Annotated in this window: 13 protein-coding genes; 7 read left to right on the forward strand and 6 right to left on the reverse strand. The window is 70.6% G+C overall.

Translation table 11 applies throughout. The features are described from left to right. Positions 1–88 precede the first annotated feature (88 nt). The 4 genes from AC3WOE_RS24140 to AC3WOE_RS24155 all read right to left on the reverse strand — a co-directional run bounded on the left by AC3WOE_RS24140 (position 89) and on the right by AC3WOE_RS24155 (position 10651). A complete protein-coding gene (locus AC3WOE_RS24140; protein ID WP_492693938.1) occupies positions 89–766 on the reverse strand; it encodes a helix-turn-helix transcriptional regulator in 678 nt (225 codons plus the stop codon). Between the two features lie 117 nt (positions 767–883). Beyond that, positions 884–1528 carry an MBL fold metallo-hydrolase gene (locus AC3WOE_RS24145; RefSeq protein ID WP_492693939.1) on the reverse strand — a complete coding sequence of 215 codons (645 nt, stop codon included), beginning with the start codon at positions 1526–1528 and terminating at the stop codon, positions 884–886. 480 nt (positions 1529–2008) lie between these two features. Then, on the reverse strand, positions 2009–10312 hold the full coding sequence (locus AC3WOE_RS24150; protein WP_492693940.1) for a GH36-type glycosyl hydrolase domain-containing protein: 8304 nt from the start codon (positions 10310–10312) through the stop codon (positions 2009–2011). Between the two features lie 174 nt (positions 10313–10486). Further along, positions 10487–10651: a DUF1328 domain-containing protein gene (locus tag AC3WOE_RS24155; protein WP_492693941.1), complete on the reverse strand. Its 165-nt coding sequence runs from the start codon at positions 10649–10651 to the stop codon at positions 10487–10489. A gap of 228 nt (positions 10652–10879) precedes the next feature. Here AC3WOE_RS24155 and AC3WOE_RS24160 point away from each other — a divergent pair, with 228 nt between their 5' ends. The 3 genes from AC3WOE_RS24160 (at position 10880) to AC3WOE_RS24170 (ending at position 12632) form a co-directional block, all read left to right on the forward strand. Then, entirely contained in the window at positions 10880–11284 is a 405-nt protein-coding gene (locus AC3WOE_RS24160; protein WP_492693942.1) for a DUF4398 domain-containing protein, read from the forward strand. Positions 11285–11412: 128 nt separating this feature from the next. Further along, positions 11413–12258, forward strand: a complete 846-nt coding sequence (locus AC3WOE_RS24165) for an OmpA family protein (RefSeq protein WP_492693943.1) — start codon at positions 11413–11415, stop codon at positions 12256–12258. A gap of 53 nt (positions 12259–12311) precedes the next feature. Continuing rightward, entirely contained in the window at positions 12312–12632 is a 321-nt protein-coding gene (locus AC3WOE_RS24170; protein ID WP_492693944.1) for a BON domain-containing protein, read from the forward strand. Here the strand turns inward: AC3WOE_RS24170 and AC3WOE_RS24175 are convergent. Together AC3WOE_RS24175 and AC3WOE_RS24180 are read right to left on the reverse strand one after the other, a co-directional pair. Beyond that, complete coding sequence (locus AC3WOE_RS24175) at positions 12589–13221, reverse strand: sterol desaturase family protein (RefSeq protein WP_492693945.1); 633 nt, start codon at positions 13219–13221, stop codon at positions 12589–12591. The two genes, AC3WOE_RS24170 and AC3WOE_RS24175, sit on opposite strands and share 44 nt — an antisense overlap. A gap of 17 nt (positions 13222–13238) precedes the next feature. Then, complete coding sequence (locus AC3WOE_RS24180; RefSeq protein ID WP_492693946.1) at positions 13239–13826, reverse strand: hypothetical protein; 588 nt, start codon at positions 13824–13826, stop codon at positions 13239–13241. 184 nt (positions 13827–14010) lie between these two features. Between AC3WOE_RS24180 and AC3WOE_RS24185 the strand changes: the two genes are divergently transcribed. The 4 genes from AC3WOE_RS24185 (at position 14011) to AC3WOE_RS24200 (ending at position 17190) form a co-directional block, all read left to right on the forward strand. After that, a complete protein-coding gene (locus AC3WOE_RS24185; protein ID WP_492693947.1) occupies positions 14011–14643 on the forward strand; it encodes a DUF1003 domain-containing protein in 633 nt (210 codons plus the stop codon). Between the two features lie 182 nt (positions 14644–14825). Continuing rightward, complete coding sequence (locus tag AC3WOE_RS24190; protein ID WP_492693948.1) at positions 14826–15584, forward strand: trypsin-like peptidase domain-containing protein; 759 nt, start codon at positions 14826–14828, stop codon at positions 15582–15584. A gap of 104 nt (positions 15585–15688) precedes the next feature. Beyond that, positions 15689–16423, forward strand: coding sequence for a Crp/Fnr family transcriptional regulator (locus AC3WOE_RS24195; RefSeq protein ID WP_492693949.1), 735 nt, complete (start codon positions 15689–15691; stop codon positions 16421–16423). A gap of 56 nt (positions 16424–16479) precedes the next feature. Beyond that, the gene (locus tag AC3WOE_RS24200; protein ID WP_492693950.1) at positions 16480–17190 is read left to right on the forward strand and encodes a Crp/Fnr family transcriptional regulator; all 711 of its coding nucleotides are present in this window, start codon (positions 16480–16482) and stop codon (positions 17188–17190) included. The last annotated feature ends 10 nt before the right edge of the window (positions 17191–17200 follow it).

The following is a 17200-nucleotide window of genomic DNA, read 5'->3' on the forward strand; positions in this document are numbered from 1 at the left end:
GCCATCCGCCCTTTTGCTTTTCTCTCTTCTCTTCTCCTCCCCCCCCCCCCCCCCTCCCCCCCCCCCCCCCCCCCCCCCCGCCAGGATGTTAGTTCACCAGCTTGGCGGGTCGCAGCGACGACACCAAAGGCGGCAGCAGTGCCAGCTGACGCATCAACTCGCCGATGCTGTCCGCCCCGCTCTTGGCGCGGATGCTCTGGATCTGGCTGCGCACCGTGGAGATGGCCACGCCCTGGCGCTGGGCCACCTCGGTGGGCTTGACGCCGTTGGACAGGGCCTTGAGCACCTCGGTCTCGGCCGGCGTCAGCTGGTAGCGCAGCGCGAACCACTGGGCGGCGAGATCGCCGCAGAGCTGGCGGCGCTCCAGGATCAGCAGCACAGCCGCCTGGTTGACGTCGCGGTTCAGCGGCACGACGACGACATTGGCGCGGCCGCATTCGGCACGGTCGTCGCCCAGGCGCAGCAGGCAGCGGCGCCCGCTCGCCTCGGCGCCTTCCAGCGCCTCGGCCAGCGGCACGGCATCGGTCAGCAGGCGGGCCCGCAGATGCTGGCCGACCAGCTCCAACGGGTGGTTGTCGTCCAGCGACGCTCGCGCCGCCAGATTGGTGTGCAGCACGCGGCCGCCACCGTTGAGCAGCACGACCCCGTGGTCGAGCTCCTCCAGCACCAAACCCAGCCACTGATTGGACAGTGAGGCCGCCTGGCGGCGTTCACGCGGACGGGCGCCGGGGGTTTGGCCCGGCTGCACAAACTCGGACAACCACATGGAAGCACTCCTCTGCCCACACCTTGCGAGCTCTCATCAAAGCGTAGGAGAGCATGTTTCGCCTTGGGCGTAAATGTTGCTGGGTGTGTTTGTGAAGGAATTACAGCGCGCCGTCGCTCAAACGCCATCTGCAACATAGGGATTGCTGCGACGTTCTTTTCCGATGCTGCTTTCCGGTCCGTGGCCCGGAATGAAGATGGTGTCGTCACCCATGGGCCACAGGCGCTGGCGGATGGCGTCGATCAGCTGCTGATGGTTGCCGCCGGGGAAATCGGTGCGGCCGATGCCGCCCGCGAACAGCACGTCGCCGACGAAGGCGCGCCCGGCCGAGGCCGAGTGGAAGACGACATGGCCCGGCGTGTGGCCGGGGCAGTGACGCACGTTCAGCGTCTCTTCACCGATCTGCACCGTGTCGCCATCGTCCAGCCAGCGATCGGGCGCGAAGCTCTCGGCCGGCGGGAAGCCGAACATCTTGCTCTGCTGCGCCAGGCCGGCTATCCAGAACTGGTCGCCGGGATGCGGGCCGATGATGGGCAGGCCCTGCTCACGCGCGAGCTGGCCCGTGCCGCCGGCATGGTCGATATGGGCATGCGTCAGCCAGATGGCCTTGAGGTTCAGGCCGCGCTGCTGCACCGCAGCCAGCAGCCGCGGCAGCTCGCCGCCGGGGTCGATCACGGCGGCGTCCCGGGTGGCGTCGCACCAGACGAGGGAACAGTTCTGCTGGAAGGCGGTGACGGGGAGGGTCAGGTATTGCAGGGCCATGTGACGAGTGGGAGCTGATAACAAGGTTTCGAACTGAAGGTCAATGTATCGAAACGGCTCCTCGAGCTTCGCCGAACGTGACTGTCAAAGTTTCGAATCCCGTGGGCCACCAGCCGCAAGTGGTTTGAAGCGCAACGCAAGAGCTGCACGAGATGGCTTCGCAGCGACAGCGGTCCTTCCATCAGGTTGATCGCCCGAGACATGCCGCTGAAGATCGATTCGATGACGTTCAAGAACTGAGAGCTGGCTGGCAGTGGGACAAGTTCTAGGCGCGGCCCGTCAAGAGCCTCTTCGTTGTGCTTCTCGATATATTTCTTCAGCTCTCTCGACTCGTGCCATGACGCGGCGTCCCAGGACAGATACCCGCATCGACCATCGTCTGGGATCCGGATCCCGATGACATCGGGTTGCACGTCGACGGGTGGCCGGGTCACACGAGCACGAAGCGCCGGACTGGCGGTCCGTCTGTGAGGCCGCAGATCAAACTGCCGGGCCCAGCTCTTCGACAGCCGGCGCCGCCTCGCGCGGCGCGGGCCGGGAATGTGCAGGCGGCAGGATCACGAGGTGGTGCACTGCCGTCGGTTCGACATCCGTCCTCAGCCACTCGCCCGCCACCAGCGGCTGTGCCCCCTGCGCCCGCGCAGCGGCCGCCTCCTGCAGCGCGTCGGCCCGGCACAGGCTGAAGCGGTAAAGCCGCCCGTGACGGCGCAGCGTCAGCTGCACGGCCGGCCAGTGGCTGGGCAGCGCGGGCACGAAGCGCAGCCGGTCGCCCTGCACCTGCAGCCCGCAGATGGAGCCTATGGCCGCGCGGTAGAGGCCGGCAGCCGAGCCGCTGTACCAGTTCCAGCCGCCCCGGCCGGTCCAGGGGGGCTGGCTGCAGATGTCGGCCGCCACTGCATATGGCTCCAGGCCGAAGCGCGGGCCCAGTGCCGCGTCGTCTGCGCGGTGGGCCGGGCTGCAGGCCACCCAGGCGCGCCAGGCGGTGTCCGCCTGGCCGAGTTGGGCCCAGGCCATCGCGGCCCACACGACGGCATGGGTGTACTGGCCGCCATTCTCGCGGACGCCCGGCGGGTAAGCCTGGATGTAGCCGGCTGAAGGACGGTGGTGAGCGAGCGGCGGGTCCAGCAGGCGCAGCAGTCGCCAGTCGGTGTCCAGCAGCAATCGTTCAGCCGAGGCCATGGCCTGGTGCTGGCGTTCGAGCGGTGCGGCGTCGGACAGCACGCTCCAGGCCTGGGCGATCAGGTCGATGCGGCACTCCGCGCTGGCGTGTGTGCCCAGCGGCGTGCCGTTGTCGAAGAAGGCTCGCACATACCATTCGCCGTCCCAGGCCGGCCCGGCCAGCGCCTGGCGCCAGCCGTCAGCCGCCGCCAGCCAGCGAGCGGCGCGCTGGGTCTCGCCACGCGCTTGGGCCAGCGGTGCGAAGTCCGCGACGATGCGGCACAGAAACCAGCCCAGCCATACCGACTCGCCGCGTCCGGCTGCGCCGACCTGGCTCATGCCGTCGTTCCAGTCGCCGGCGCCGATCTGCGGCAGGCCATGCGCCCCCACCTTCAACCGTGCGTCGATGGCCCGGGCGCAGTGCTCGAACAGCGTCGCCGTCGAGCTCCCTGGGCGCGGCACGGTGTAGGCGTCGTCGGCCGCGACGGGGATCGCGTCGCCTTCAATGAAGGGCACGGGCTCGTCCAGCACGCCCGTGTCGCCGGTGGTGTGAACGTAGTGGTGGGCTGCATGCGGCAGCCACAGCAGATCGTCGCTACAGCGCGTGCGTACGCCGGCGCCGCTGTGGGGGTGCCACCAATGTTGGACGTCGCCTTGCGTGAACTGCCGGGCGGCGGCGCGCAGCAGATGCTCGCGCAACAGTTCGGGCGCGGTCAGCGCGAGGGCCATCGCGTCCTGCAGTTGGTCGCGAAAGCCGTACGCGCCGCCGGCCTGGTAGAAGCCCGCGCGGCCCCAGAGTCGGCAGGCGGTGGTCTGGTGCAGCAGCCAGTGGTTCACGAGAGCGTCGAAGCGTGGGTCAGGGCTCAGCACATGGACCGCATCCAGGCGGGCCTCGCGCAGGCCTTGTTCGCCATCCAGCAGTCGCTGCGCCAATGCGAGCGCCGCCGGTGGCGTCGCCGCGTGGCCGAGCAAAAACTCGCAGCGGCGCGTGGCGCCGGCCTCCAGGCGCAGGCTCAGGCTCAGCGCCGCGCAGGGGTCGCCGCCTTGGCCGGCCAGGCGCCCGAAGCTGTCGGGCCAGCTGGGGCGGCCGCGGGCGTCGAACAGCTCGCGGCGGTCGCAGGTCCAGTCGGGCATCACGGCGTCGCGGCCGTCCTCGCCATCGGCCTGCAGCGTCCAGAACGCGGTCTGGCCAGCGGCGCCGTCATGCTGGTCGAGCTGGGTGGCCAGCAGCACGTCCAGCGCGGCGCCGCCGGACGGTGTGAGTCGCGACTGGCTGGTGCGCACGGTCTGTCGGTCCACCAGCACTGCTCCGAGCAGCCATTCGATGGCTCCCAGTACGCGCAGCCGCCTGCCGCGGCTGCCGGTGTTGCTCAGCGAGATCTGCACATGCTTGGCCGCGAGCATTGCATCCACGCGCCAGGCCAGCTCCACCGTCAGCTCGCCACGCCGGTGGCTGATGGTCGTGCCCTCGGGGCTGTGCTCGATACGGTAGTCGTCCTCGGCTGCGCCTGGTCCCGGTGCGAGGTTCCAGACCTCGCCTGTTCTCAGATCCTGCAGCGCGAAACGCTCCCGTGCGATGTCGACGAGGGGGTCGTTGCTCCAGGCGCTGAGCTGGTGCAGCCGGCTGTTGCCGGCCCAGGTCCAGCCGGCGCCGCTCTCGGACACCAGCGTGCCAAAGTACGGGTTGGCCAGCACATTGACCCAGGGCCTGGGCGTGGGCCGGGCCAGCGATGTGACGAAACGGTAGCCCCCCTCCAGCGGGTCGAAGCGGCCCGGCGCCGCGGGCGCTGCGGCAGCGAAAGCGGGCTCAGCCGGGCCGCGGCGTTCGCGCGCTTCGCGCAGCGTGCGGGCGCCCTCATGCCAGGCCAGCAGGTCGGCCACGTGGCGGCCCAGCGGCCGGCCATCGGCGTTGAGACGTAGCCGCGCGAGCTGGGCGAGCGTGGTCCGCTCCAGGGCGCTGACATCAGCGGACTGCAGCAGCAGCAGCGTGCCACGCCCGGCCAGCGGCCCGTGATGCAGCTCGGGGGCGTAGTGATCGCGCAGGCTTTGCAGGCCCTGCCTCAGCGGCATCAGGTAGGAATTCGGCTCCGCATTGATCAGTACCAGGTCCACGCCGACGCCGCCATGGGCCCAATACAGCAGCCCCTGGACCAGCGTCTGCACCAGCGCGAGGCCGGCCACGGACGTGGCGGTGACGACCACCAGCGGCCGCTCGCCGGAGAGCCCGTAGCGCCACAGCAGCCGGCGGTCGCAGGCCTGGCCGGGCGTTGCGGCATCGGGGCGGGCGTGCAGCAGCACGAGCAGGCTGGTCAGCACCTGGATGGCGGCCAGGTCTTCACTGTGCAGGCGGCGCTCGCGCTGCTGCAAGGTATGCAGCGTGGCGCTGAGCTGCGAGGCGCGCTCCACGGCACCAGGGCGGCGATAACTGTCAACCAGCGCGGCCAGCGTTTCGGCGTCCTGGGCTGCAGCGGTGGCCCAGGTCAGCTGTGCGGTGCCATGGGGCGGGAGCATCAGCGGCACGCACAGCGCGGCCACCGGGTCCAGCCCGGTATCCAGCGGGCCGCTGACCGTGGCGCCGGGGTCGAACGCGGCCAGTGCCTGCCAGGGCTGGCGCAAGCGACCGCGCCAGCGTGCGCGGTCGGCCAGTGCGCGCACCGCGAGCGGGCCACCCGTTTCGGCATGAGCGATGAAATGCACCGCGTGCTGGCCCCGCTCGCCCTCGCGACGCGGCCGCCGCGCGAAGGTCATGGCATGAGCCGCGGCATCCCAGTCGACGCTGACAAAGAGGTTGGCGAAGGCTGGGTGCATCTCGTCGGCACGCGCAGGCGAGAGGCTCACCTCGAAGGCCGACATCAGCTCCAGCGTGATGGGCCGGCCGGAGGTGTTCCACAGCTCGACGCGGCGCAGCTCCACGTCGTCCTCGGGACTGACCCAGACCGTGCAACGGGCGTGCAGGTCGGGCCAGGTGGCGTCGAAGCACACGCGGTCGGGCAGGAAGCTGGCGGTGTAGCGCGCAGCAGGGTCGGGAGCCGGGTGCTGGGTCAGCGATACCGGCGCGATGCCGCCGCCTTCGCTGCGGCGCAGGTAGACGAAATGCCCGTGGTCGTCGCGCAGCGCGTCGTCGCGCCAGCGGCCCAGGTCGACCTCGCCGTAGCGGCTCCAGCCGGCACCGTTGGCGCGCAGCGAGACGCTGTAGGCCGGTCGCGACGCCTCAGCAGGACGGCCGGCGGCCAGTGCGGCGGCCTGGCGATAGCCTGCATTGCCCAGCAGCTGGGTGCGCCCCAGGGCCTCTTCGCCGGGCCGCACGTCGCGCAGCGACACGTCCGCCGCCGGGTCGCCTCGGTCCACCGCGGCGGGTGCCGTGTCGCGCTGGCGAGCCACCTCGCGCGGCAGGCGCTCCTGCAGCAGCGTAGCCACCGCGGCAAGGCGGGTATCGGCCATGCCCCAGCGCTGCGGCAGGCCATCCAGCAACACCTGGGCCAGAGCCACCAGCGTCATGCCCTGGTGGTGCGCCATGTGAGTCTGCACGCGGGTGCACTGATGCTCGTCGACCTGTCGCGCCGGCGTGCAATCCAGCGCCTCGAAGAAGCCCCAGGGGGTGCGCATCTTCAAGGCTTGTAGCCGCCGCAGGTTGTGAGCGGCGGCCTGCGGCACGAGCATGGCGGCCAAAGTGGTGGCGTAGGGCGCGATGACGCGTTCATCGGCCGGCGCGCGGCGCAGCGCCAGCCCAGGCACGCCCTGCGGCGCGTACTGGTAGGCCAGCGTGCGGTCGGTGGCGGCGTAGGCGGACTCGCTGACGCCCCAGGGCAAGCCCAGCTCGTCGGCATGGCGGCGCTGCGCCTGAACGGCCATGCGCGCGGCCCGGCCCAACACGCTGTCGGCCGGCTCGTCCAGGATCAACAGTGGCATCAGGTACTCGAACATCGAACCCGACCAGGACTTCAAGCCCAGCTCGGCACCGTCCGCCTGGAAGCTGCGGCCCAGTGCGGCCCAGTGCGCGGCTGGCACGTCGCCCTTGGCGATGGCCCACAGGCTCGCCAGCCGCGACTCGCTGGCCAGCAGGTCGTAGTGGTGGGGGTCCAGCTTCTGGTCGGCCACCAGCCAGCCGATGTGCAGCAGGCGCCGCTGCGGGTCGTAGAGGAAGGTGAAGTCGGTGGCCTCGGCAAAGCGCCGGCAGCGCCGGGCGACGCGGTTGAGCTGGTGCTGCAGCGCCTGGGCGGCGCCGACCGTCTCGCAGGCGTTCGCCACCGCGAGCAGGTGGCCGCAGAGGTTGCCGCTGTCCACCGTGGAGACGTAGGCCGGCAGCAATGGCTGCAGCGTGTCGGTGGCGATCCAGTTCAGCAGATGGCCACGTTCCAGCGGCAGGCGCTCGAGCGTGTCCAGCGTGGCGTGCAGCCGTTCGAGCAACTCCATGGGAGTGATCCAGCCGAAGGCGCGCGCGCTGACAGCGGACAGCAGGTACAGACCGATGTTGGTGGGCGAGGAGCGCTGCGCCACCATCAGTCGCGGCAAGGTCTGCACGTTGTCGGGCGGCAGGTGGTGACTTGCGGGCCCGACGTGGGTCGCGAACCAACCCCAGGTTTCGCGCGCCAGGCCCAGCAGGTATTGGCGATCGTCGTCCGCGAGCGGCGGCATCACGGCCACGGCCGGACGGCTGGCCCAGGCCACCCACAGCGGCGTAGCGGCCCACAGCAGGCTCAGGCCCACCGCCAGCAGCGGGGCCGGCGTGTGCAGCGCCAGCAGTGCCGCGCCCAGGGCCAGTGCGAGCAGCGACAGCGGCGCCTTCTGCACGAGCTGGGCCCGCAGGCCCAGGGCGGCCCGGCTTTCGGAGGCGGCAGCCGTCATCCATGCCAGCAAGCCGCGGCGGCTGACCGCGCTGCGCCACAGCGCCCGCGTGATCGCGTCCACGCTCAGCAGCGACTGACGCAGCCACAGCGCCAGGTGCCAGGCCAGGCCGGCGAGCGCGCGGGCGAAGTCAGCCATGGCCGCGCGGATGAAGTGGCCGAGGGCGATGTCGTCGCGACTCGGGGCGAGGCCGGCTACGGCACCCAGCAGCGGGGCTGCCCCGAAGGCCGCTGCTGCGAGCGCGAATGCACTCCATGCCGAAAGCGGCGCGCCGGCCAGCGCCAGCAGCACGAGCAGCAAGGTCGCCGGCGCGACGAGGCTGCGGCGCAGGTTGTCGATCAGCTTCCAGCGGTCCAGCGCGCGCAACCCATGGCGTGGCAACAGCAGCGGCAGCAGCTGCCAGTCGCCGCGCGTCCAGCGGTGCAGCCGTGCGGCGGCCACGTCAGCATGCTGGGGTGCCGGCTCGATCAGTGCGACGTCGCCGACGCTGCCGCAGCGGGCAATGCATCCCTCCAGCAGGTCGTGGCTCAAGACCTGGCCCTCGGGCAAGCGCCCGGCCAGCACCGCATGCACGGCGGCCACGTTGAGCAAGCCCTTACCGGCAAAGCTGCCTTCGTCGAGCAGGTCCTGGTAGACCTCGGAGGCGACTGCGTTGTAGGCATCGTGGCCTGCGGCGACGCCAGCAAAAAGACGGTGAAACAAACTGCCCGGTCCGGCGGCGCGGCCGCTCGCCATCTGCGGCCAGGCAGCCTGCAGGCGCGGCTGCAGGATGCCGTGGCCGCTGACCACACGTGCCAGCCCACCGACCGTGCGCCCGAGCTGCGGCCGGTTCAGAGGGTGGGCCGCCACGGCGACCAGTGCGCGCAGCGCGCCGGGCGGCAGCACAGTGTCGCTGTCCAGCGTGACGACGTAGGGCGTGTCGGCAGCTGGCTGTGAGCGCGGGCCGAAGTCCAAGAAGGCGTTCCCCCCACCGCTGAGCCGCTCCATCAGCTGCTCCAGTTTGCCGCGCTTGCGCTCCCAGCCGATCCAGTGGCGCTCGCTGTCGCTCCAGCGGCGCGGCCGGTGCAGAAGCAGGAAGCGCAGCGGCTCGCCTGATGGCGCGGGGTGACGCGCATTGAGCGCTTCGATCTGCGCGAGGGCCTCCTGGAGCAGCGGCGCGTCGGCAGGGGTGTCGGCTTCGGCAGCATCGGCAAAGTCGCTCAGCAGCGCGAACTGCGCGTGCGCTTCGCGGTTGGCCAGGTGGTGGCGTTCCAGCCGGCGCGCGAGTTCCTGCGCAGTGGCGGCGCTGTCCAGCAGCACGGGCATCACCACCAGCACGCGATGCTCCGGTGGGATGCCCCCGGTCAGCGCCAGGCGCGGCAGCCGGCGTGGCGGCAGCGACTCGCTGATGAGGCGGTTCAAGAAGGCGGTGGCCACCTCGCTGGCCGGCAGCAGAGTCAGCAGCGCCAGCCCGCCCCAGATCCAGCCGGCCAGGCCTGGTGCCGAGGCGCCGTGCATGAAGGCAAGCGTGATGCCGACGCTGAGCGCGGCCAGGCCTGCGAGCATCAGCGGCAGTGCCTGGCGGCGCCAGAGCAGGCCAAGCGGCGGCGGCAGGCCGAGCTTGGCATGCAACGCGGTCCGGCCTGCGCCGAGCAGCCAGTAGCCCAGCGACGCGGTCGGCAGGCCACCGTTTGGCGGGACATCGTGCGATGCCAAGGCCAGCAGCCGGTCCGCGATGGCGCGCTCGCTGCGGCGGCAGCGCCGCGCCAGGCGCTCGATCTCGTGCAGGCTGGCATCCTGGGTGTCGCGGTGTTCGGCTGCAAAAGGCGGCCAAGCCAGCAACCGTTGCATCAGCGCGCTGGACTGGTCGATGAGGCCGCTCCAGTCGGCACGCGCCAGCCGGCTCAGCGAGCTGATCGCGTGGCCCACGCTCAGAGCGTCGGCGGCGGCCTCGACCTGCTGGCATTCAAGCGCCGCGGCCGGGTCAGGCAGTGCCTCGGCCAGCGCCGCACGGATGGCCTCGCGGCCGGCCGCGCCCTGGGCGGTACCGGTCTCCGAGTCGGCGTGCAGGCGCTGCATGACCTGCAGCGCGAACGCAACGGCCACGCCCCGCTCACGCAAGCGCTCGAACCAGAGCTGCGGCGCCACCAGGTGGGCACCTTCGTCAGCGAGCGTGTCGCACAGCGTGTGCGCGACCTCGCGGGCGGCCTCCTCGGTGGCGACACGCTCGGCCAGCCGGCGAAGATTTTCGACCAGCACCACGCGCAGCGTCGTCGGCAGCGCCCAGAGTTCGCCCTGCGTGAGGCGGTGCACGCCCTGGTAGGCCTGCAGGAAGCTCGCCAACAGGTCGGGGTCGAAGGCGCCGTCGGTGTGGGCCAGGTAATGCCAGGCAATGGCATAGATGCGTGGCAGGCCGGCGAGTTCGGGGCCGGTCAACACGGGCAGCTGGCGGTAGTAGCGGTGCGGCAGCTCGTCTCGCACGACGCGCGTCTGCGCGATGACGTCGCGGATGTTGTCCTGCAGCCACTCGCCGGCCGGGCTCAACGGGCGGCCTAGGCGCCGCTGTCGCTCGATGGCAGTCTGCGCCTCACGCAGCGAGGCGACGTTGTCGCGCAGTCGTGGGAAGAAGGCAAGCGGTAGGCCGGCCCGGTGCGGCAGGCCATGCTCGCGGGCCAGCGCCTCGCCATGCGCGGCGAAGCCTTCGGTGCCTAGCAAAGCCGCGCGGATGGGGGGCTTCAGCGGCCCGCGTGCAGGCTCGAGCAGGGCGTCCCGCGCCGGCCACGGCCCCCAGCGGCGCTTCAAGCGAGCCACAGCGCACCCACCAACAGCAGCAGCAAGGCCAGCAGGGTGGATATCAGGCGTGGTTGCAAGACGGCGTGCAGCGCCTGCAGAGCGCCTGCGGCGCCATGCCAAGGGCCACGCGCAGCGGCGCAGTCGACGCAGTGAGCCCGCAACGCGTCGGGAACTGTGCTTGGATCAACGGCCACGCAGCAGCCCCACGATCAGGCCCGCAACCGCCAGCACGATGAAGAGCAGGCCCATCACGTGCGCCAGGCTGGCCGCCCCTGCGGCGAGGCCGCCGAAGCTGAACAAGGTGGCCAGCATGGCCAGGACGAGGAAGATCAACGCGTAGTGCAGCATGGGACGCTCGCTGGGATGGCTGGAGGCTGATGCTGCTGGCTGCTGCGGCGCAGCGTCTGTGCGCCAGCAGACATTGGCAGCGTGTGCTGGCAGACAGACAGGGCGGGCGCGGCGCCCCAGAGTCGGTGGCACAGCGCGCTGCGACGGGTTCAAGCCCCGACAGGGCACTGGGTCGCCGGCCCCGCCGGCGTGTTGCCGCCACCCGCGGCCTGACCCGAGGAGCTCCCAATGAACTCGACACCCTCCGTTCCCATCCCTGTCGTCTACCGCCATCTGGCTTGGGTGTTAGCGGCTTCTTCCGCGGCCTTGCTGCTCGGCGCTTGTGCCACGCCGTCCAAGGCGCCGCCACAACTTGCCGTGGCCGAGGCCGCCGTGCAGCGTGCCAACACGCCCGCCACGGCCAGCGACGCGCCTGCCGAGTTGCGCGTGGCCACTGACAAGCTCGCCGCCGCGCGGGCCGCCGTGGCCTCGGGCGACGCGGACCGCGCACGCACGCTGTCCGAGCAAGCCGAGATCGATGCCCGCGTCGCCGAACTGCATGCCGACAGCATGCGCTCTCGCAAGGCCGCGAAGGAGTCGCAGGACGCGGCCCGTGCGCTAGCAGAAGAGATCCAACGCAAGCCGGTCCGCTGAACGAATCACCCCCGAACTCTGAAAGACAACTCATGTACACCCGATTTCCCCGCACCCCCTCCCATCGGCATGCGCTGGCGGGCACGGTCGCCACCGCCTGCCTGGCTCTCCTGGCCGCATGCTCCTCCATGCCAGCCCAGAACGCTGCGCTGGACCAGGCCCGAACCCGGCTCAACGCCGCGCAGGCCCAGCCCGAGACCGTGGCCATGGCAGGCGATGAACTGGCCCGCGCCCGCGAGTCGCTGCGTCGGGCCGACCAGGCCCAGATCAACGGCGACAGCGTGGCCCAGGTGAACCACCTGTCCTACCTGGCGCTGCAGCAGGTGGCGATCGCCGAGGACACGGCTGCCAGCCGCAACGCCCAGGCCGTCGTCACCGGTGCCGCCGCCGAGCGCGACCGCATGCGCCTGGAGCTTCGCACCCGCGAGGCCGACACGGCCCAGGCGCAAAGGACCGCTGCCGAGCAGGCCTCGGCGGTCAAGACAGTGCAGCTGGCCCAGTCCGAGGCCAACACCCAGGCTGAACGCGACCGTGTCGCGCGGCGCGACTCCAAGGTCAGCGATCTCGAATCCCAGCTGCGCGAGCTGAACGCGCGCCAGACCGAGCGCGGCCTCGTCGTCACGCTGGGCGACCTGCTGTTCGACACCGGTGCCTCGCAGCTGCGCCCCGAGGGCCAGCGCAGCATGGACCAGCTCGCCGCCTTCATGAAGCGCAACCCCGAACGGCGCGCATCCATCGAGGGCTACACCGACAGCACCGGCAGCACGGCGTTCAACCAGTCACTGTCTGACCGCCGCGCGCACTCGGTGATGGCGGCGCTGGTGCACCTGGGCGTGTCGGGCGGCCAGCTCAGCACCCAGGCCTATGGCGAGGACCGCCCGGTGGCCGGCAACGACACCACGGCCGGCCGGCAGATGAACCGCCGCGTCGAAGTCGTGTTCGCCAGCCAGGCGGGCGATCTGATCCAGAAGTGAATCCCGGGCGCGGCCCGGTGCCGCGCCATTTTCTTCCCTGAACAGGAGTTTGCATGAACACCTCGAACCTCAAGACCTCCGCGCGCCTGCTGGTCGCTACCGCGGCGCTTGCGCTGCTCGGCGCCTGTGCCGCCACCCGCACCCAGGAGGGCACGGGCGAGTACGTGGACGACACCGTCATCACCACCAAGGTCAAGGCCGCCATCCTCGGCGAGCCGACGCTGAAGTCCGCCGAGATCAATGTCGAGACCTTCAAGGGCCGCGTACAGCTCAGCGGCTTCGTTTCTTCAAAGCCGGAGATGGAGACAGCCGTGATGGTGGCGCGCAACGTCAAGGGCGTGAGCGGCGTCGCGAACGACATGCGGATGAAGTAGCCCCCCTGCGGTCCGTGCCGAAGACGCGGTCCCAGAACGCACTGCTGACGCCGTAGTAGCCCTCCCTCGTCGATGACGATGGGCTGCCCGGCGTCATGGGCATGCGCCGGTGGTGCAGCCCATGCCACTTGCGGCGCCGCTGCAGCCAGCGCTGCCCGATGTGCGCCGGCCTGGTGGCCTGCGGCCGGTGAAGGGCGTGGTGGGTCAGCCCGTAAGCGAGGTAGCCACCGAGCAGCCCGAAGCCCAGCGCCGCGGCCGCCCAGGCCCCAAGCCACCAAACGGAGGGGAGCAGCAAGGCGGCGAAGAGTGCAGCCGTCAGCAAGGTGGGGGCCGCGATCAGCACCCCCGGGCGACGGTGGTGCTCGGCATGCCAGCGCTTGAACGGCGACAGCCCGTGCAGCACAAAACGGTGCAGCAGGTATTCCAGCAGGGTCCAGCCCAAGACGCCGGCCGCAGCCCAACCCGCCAGACGCGGGTCCGGCGGGCCGACCAGCAGCAGGGCGGAACCGAGAGCCAGGGCCACGCTGCCGTAGAGATAGAAGTCGGCCCGGTAGGCGCCAGGACTGTGTTCGAGGGTGAGCCAGCGCATGGGCATTGCGATGCGGCTCAGGTCTTGCCGGCCTTTGCCTTGGCAGCTGCCAGGCAACTGCCGCGCGCGTCGACGGTCATCGAGCCGCACTTCTCCGCGGCCACCTTGTAGTCGGCTTCGCGCCGGTCCTCCGCGGCGTCGCGCCTGGCTTCGGTCACGCGCTGGTTCAGCCTCAGGTCGGTCTGGCCCTTGACGCGTGCGGCCTGGGCCTCCTTGGTACAGACGTTCTTGGCGCTGCCGGCCTTGTCGTTGCACCGGGTGCGGGCCAGGTCGTAGGCGGTGTCCACCTTGACGGTCGTGACTCGGTCCTGAGCCCGGCGGGTGCCGGTGTGGGCCAGGTCCAACTCGGCCTGGGCCACCAGTTCCTTGCCGCGGGCCTGTTCGCGGCAGATATCGCGCGCGTTGCCGGCGAGCTTGTCGCAGGCGACCTTGTCGGCCCGCAGTTCGGCCTCGGCGCGCGCCTTGCCGGCGTTGAACTCATCCACGCTGCTCAGGCTGGTGCCGCCCAGGGCGGGGGCGATGCACAGCGCGACGAGCAGGCAGGCCGCGGCTACCTGAGGCGCTCGATGGGTGATGTGGGGTGGGTGCGCGAAACGGGTGGTCATGGTGTTTCCTGTGGATTGAAGCGCCTGCGTCCGAAGGTGCGAGACGGGTGCCCAGCCTGAGGGCCGCGCGCCGCCATGTCGGTTCGACAGCGCACCGAGCGCGCTCACCCTGTGTGCGCCAGCAGACGGTGCGCACGCTCAGCCTTGGCCAGACTCGCCGTCACAACCCGCACTCTCGTCCGCAATGCAAGCTCTCGACGACGTCCACGACGCGCAGGCCGCCGCCCTGCTGGGCCGGCCGTTCGCCGAACTCGACGCACAAACGCAGCGCGTAGCCCGGCACATCGGCCTGCGCCAGCCGATCACGCGGCACCCGGAAGCCGCCACGGCCGCCCTGCCGACCCGGGGCCAGCGTGCTGCCGATGCGGTCACCGCGTTCGGCGGCTCCTGGTTCTTTGTCGGCCTGTTCGCCGCCGTGATGCTGGTGTGGGTGGGGCTGAACGCGCTGCTGCTGGCGCGATGGGGCCAGACCTTCGACCCCTACCCCTTCATCCTGTTGAATCTCTTCCTGTCCATGCTGGCAGCGGTGCAGGCGCCCATCATCCTGATGTCGCAGAACCGTCAGTCCGAGAAGGACCGCCTCACGGCCGGACATGACTACGAGATCAACCTCAAGGCCGAGCTGGAGATCATGCTGCTGCACGACAAGCTGGACCAGTTGCGCGAGCGGCAATGGGCCGAACTGCTGGCGTTGCAGACCGAGCAGATGCGGCTGCTGGCCGCGCTGGCGGCCGGCCTGCCGGCAGCGTGCGCCAGCGCACCGACGCCGGCGGCCGCGGTCTCTCAGCATGGCGTCGCCGCCGGTCCCGCAGACTAGGAACGGGAGCCCGTGCCCGGTTTGCCCCGCAGTATTTGCGGCCGGCGGCGCCCCTGTGCAACCGGATTGAACGCGCGCCCCGCGTCCAGGGCCGGTGATGCGGTTTCGCCGTGGTTCGTGCGCTAGCGCACAGTCGGCCTCGCCCGGCACCCTCAGCATCGTCCCTTTGCGGGAGTGAGCCCATGTATGCCATTCAGCCACGCCCTGCAGGCGTGGAACCCCTGCTGCTGAGCTGCACCCAGGTGGCCACCTTCCTCGGGCCCCAGGCCTCGACGGTGGCCAGCGGTTTCTTCTTCCAGCGGGGCGCCCGCCTGTTCCTCATCACCAGCCGCCACGTGCTGCTCGATCTCGCCACCGACCACCGGCCGCAGCGCGTCGAGTTCACGCTGCACGCCGCCGGCACGGATCTGACCGAGCAGCACCGCGTGTCGCTGCCTCTGTATGACAACGGCCTGCCGCTATGGCGCCAGGCGGGTGACAGCGGTGGGGACGTGGACGTGGCCGCACTGGAGATTCCAGGCATGGCCATGCCGCGGCACGCGCAGTTCTGCGCCTTCACGCCCCGCCACATCCAGGTGCAGATGCATGCGGTGCGCCTGGGCCAGCCCGTGCTGCTGGTGGGGTTTCCGCTGGACTTTCACGACAACCTGCACCATCTTCCCGTGGCGCGCGGCGCCGTTGTGGCTTCGGCCTTTGGCGTGCGCTTCCAGGGCCAATGCTGCTTCTTGACCGATGCGTCCATGCACCGCGGCAGCAGCGGCGCGCCGGTGGTGCGCCACGACCCCGACGGCGACACCAGCCTGCCCTGGCAGTTGCTGGGCGTGCATGCCCCGCGCATGGCCCCGCACGAGCGCGCCAACGGGCGCGACGGCGAGCACGATGCTTCGCTCGGCCTGAACCTGGCCTGGTATTCGGACGTACTGCTGGCGCTGACGCAATGAGCCCATGCCGCCTGAAAGAGTGACTATGTTCCATACCGCACGCACAAGTCGCCCAGGGCTGGCTAGAGTCGCCGTTTCGACGCCGCGATGGCACGGGAGGTTTGATGCCTGCACCACCTGATGCCCTTGACCCGCTCAGCAACCGCCTGCTGGCCGCCATGCCGGGAGAGGAATGGGCTCGCCTGGCAGCCCAGCTGGAGTTCGTGCCGCTGCAACTGGGCCAGGTGCTGTACGAGTCCGGCCGGCCGCAAAGCCATGTGTATTTCCCCACCACGGCCATCGTTTCGCTGCTCTATGTGATGGAGGACGGCGCCTCGGCCGAGATCGCGGTGGTGGGCTACGAGGGCGTCGTCGGCGTGTCGCTCTTCATGGGCGGCGAGACCACACCCAGCCGTGCCGTCGTGCAGAGCGCCGGCGGCTGCCACCGATTGCGTGCGGCGGCCATCAAGGCCGAGTTCGGGCGCTATGGGGTCTGCATGCATCTGCTGCTGCGCTACACCCAGGCGCTGCTGACGCAGATGGCGCAGACGGCGGTCTGCAACCGCCACCATCTGCTGGAGCAGCAGCTGTGCCGCTGGCTGCTGCTGAGTCTGGACCGCATCGCCGGCGACCAGTTGGTGATGACCCAGGAACTGATCGCCAACATGCTGGGCGTGCGCCGCGAAGGCGTCACCGAAGCGGCGCTGAAGCTGCAAAAGCTCGGGCTGATTGATTACGCCCGCGGCCACATCACCGTGATTGACCGCCCCGGGCTCGAGAGGCGCAGCTGCGAGTGCTACGGCGTCGTCAAGCTCGAGTACGACCGCCTGCTCAACCAGCCCTTGCCCATTGCCCGCTGACCGGCAGGGTGCGTTGGCGCACAGCGGCGCGGGGCCGGTCGCGCACAGACTGGCGCATGACCGCCAATCAACTGCTCGATCACCTGCCTGCCGCCGAGTTGCGGCGCCTGCTGGCCGCGGGTGTGCAGGTGCCCTTGCGCGGCGGCCAGCAACTGGCCACCCAGGACGGACCTGCGCGTGCGCTGCTGTTCCCGGTGCGAGGGTTCATGTCACTAGTCACGCCGCTGGATGCCCACCCGCCGTTGCAGGTGGGCATGGTGGGCCGCGAGGGCGTGCTGGGCGCTCAACTGTTGCTGGGCCTGCCCACCAGCCCGGTCAGCGCGCTGGTGCAGGAAGACGGCCAGGCCTGGGGGTTGCCCGCCGCCGCGCTTCGCCGCCAGTTGCCCGGCAGCCCCGGCCTTCGCCGGATGCTGACGCGCTACCTGCTGGTGCAGCTGCGCTACTCCGCCACCGCGGCGGCCTGTCTGCACTTCCACACGCTACAGGCGCGGCTTGCGCGCTGGCTGCTGATGGGTCAGGACCGCGCCGATGGCGATGGCTTTGCCGTCACGCAGGAGAGCCTGGCCCATCTGCTGGGCGTGCGGCGTGTTGGCGTCACGGTGGCGGCGGGCAGCTTGCAGGAGGCCGGCCTGATCCGTTACCACCGCGGCTGGATCACGGTCAGCGACCGCGCCGGCCTTGAGGCGGCCGCCTGCAGCTGCTATGCGCAAGACCGTGCGAGCTACCGCCTGGGCATGAAATTGCCTGCTGAAGACACGTTATGTTAGGCATCGCACT

The sequence above is a fragment of the Roseateles sp. FW305-36 genome, assembly GCF_058787015.1.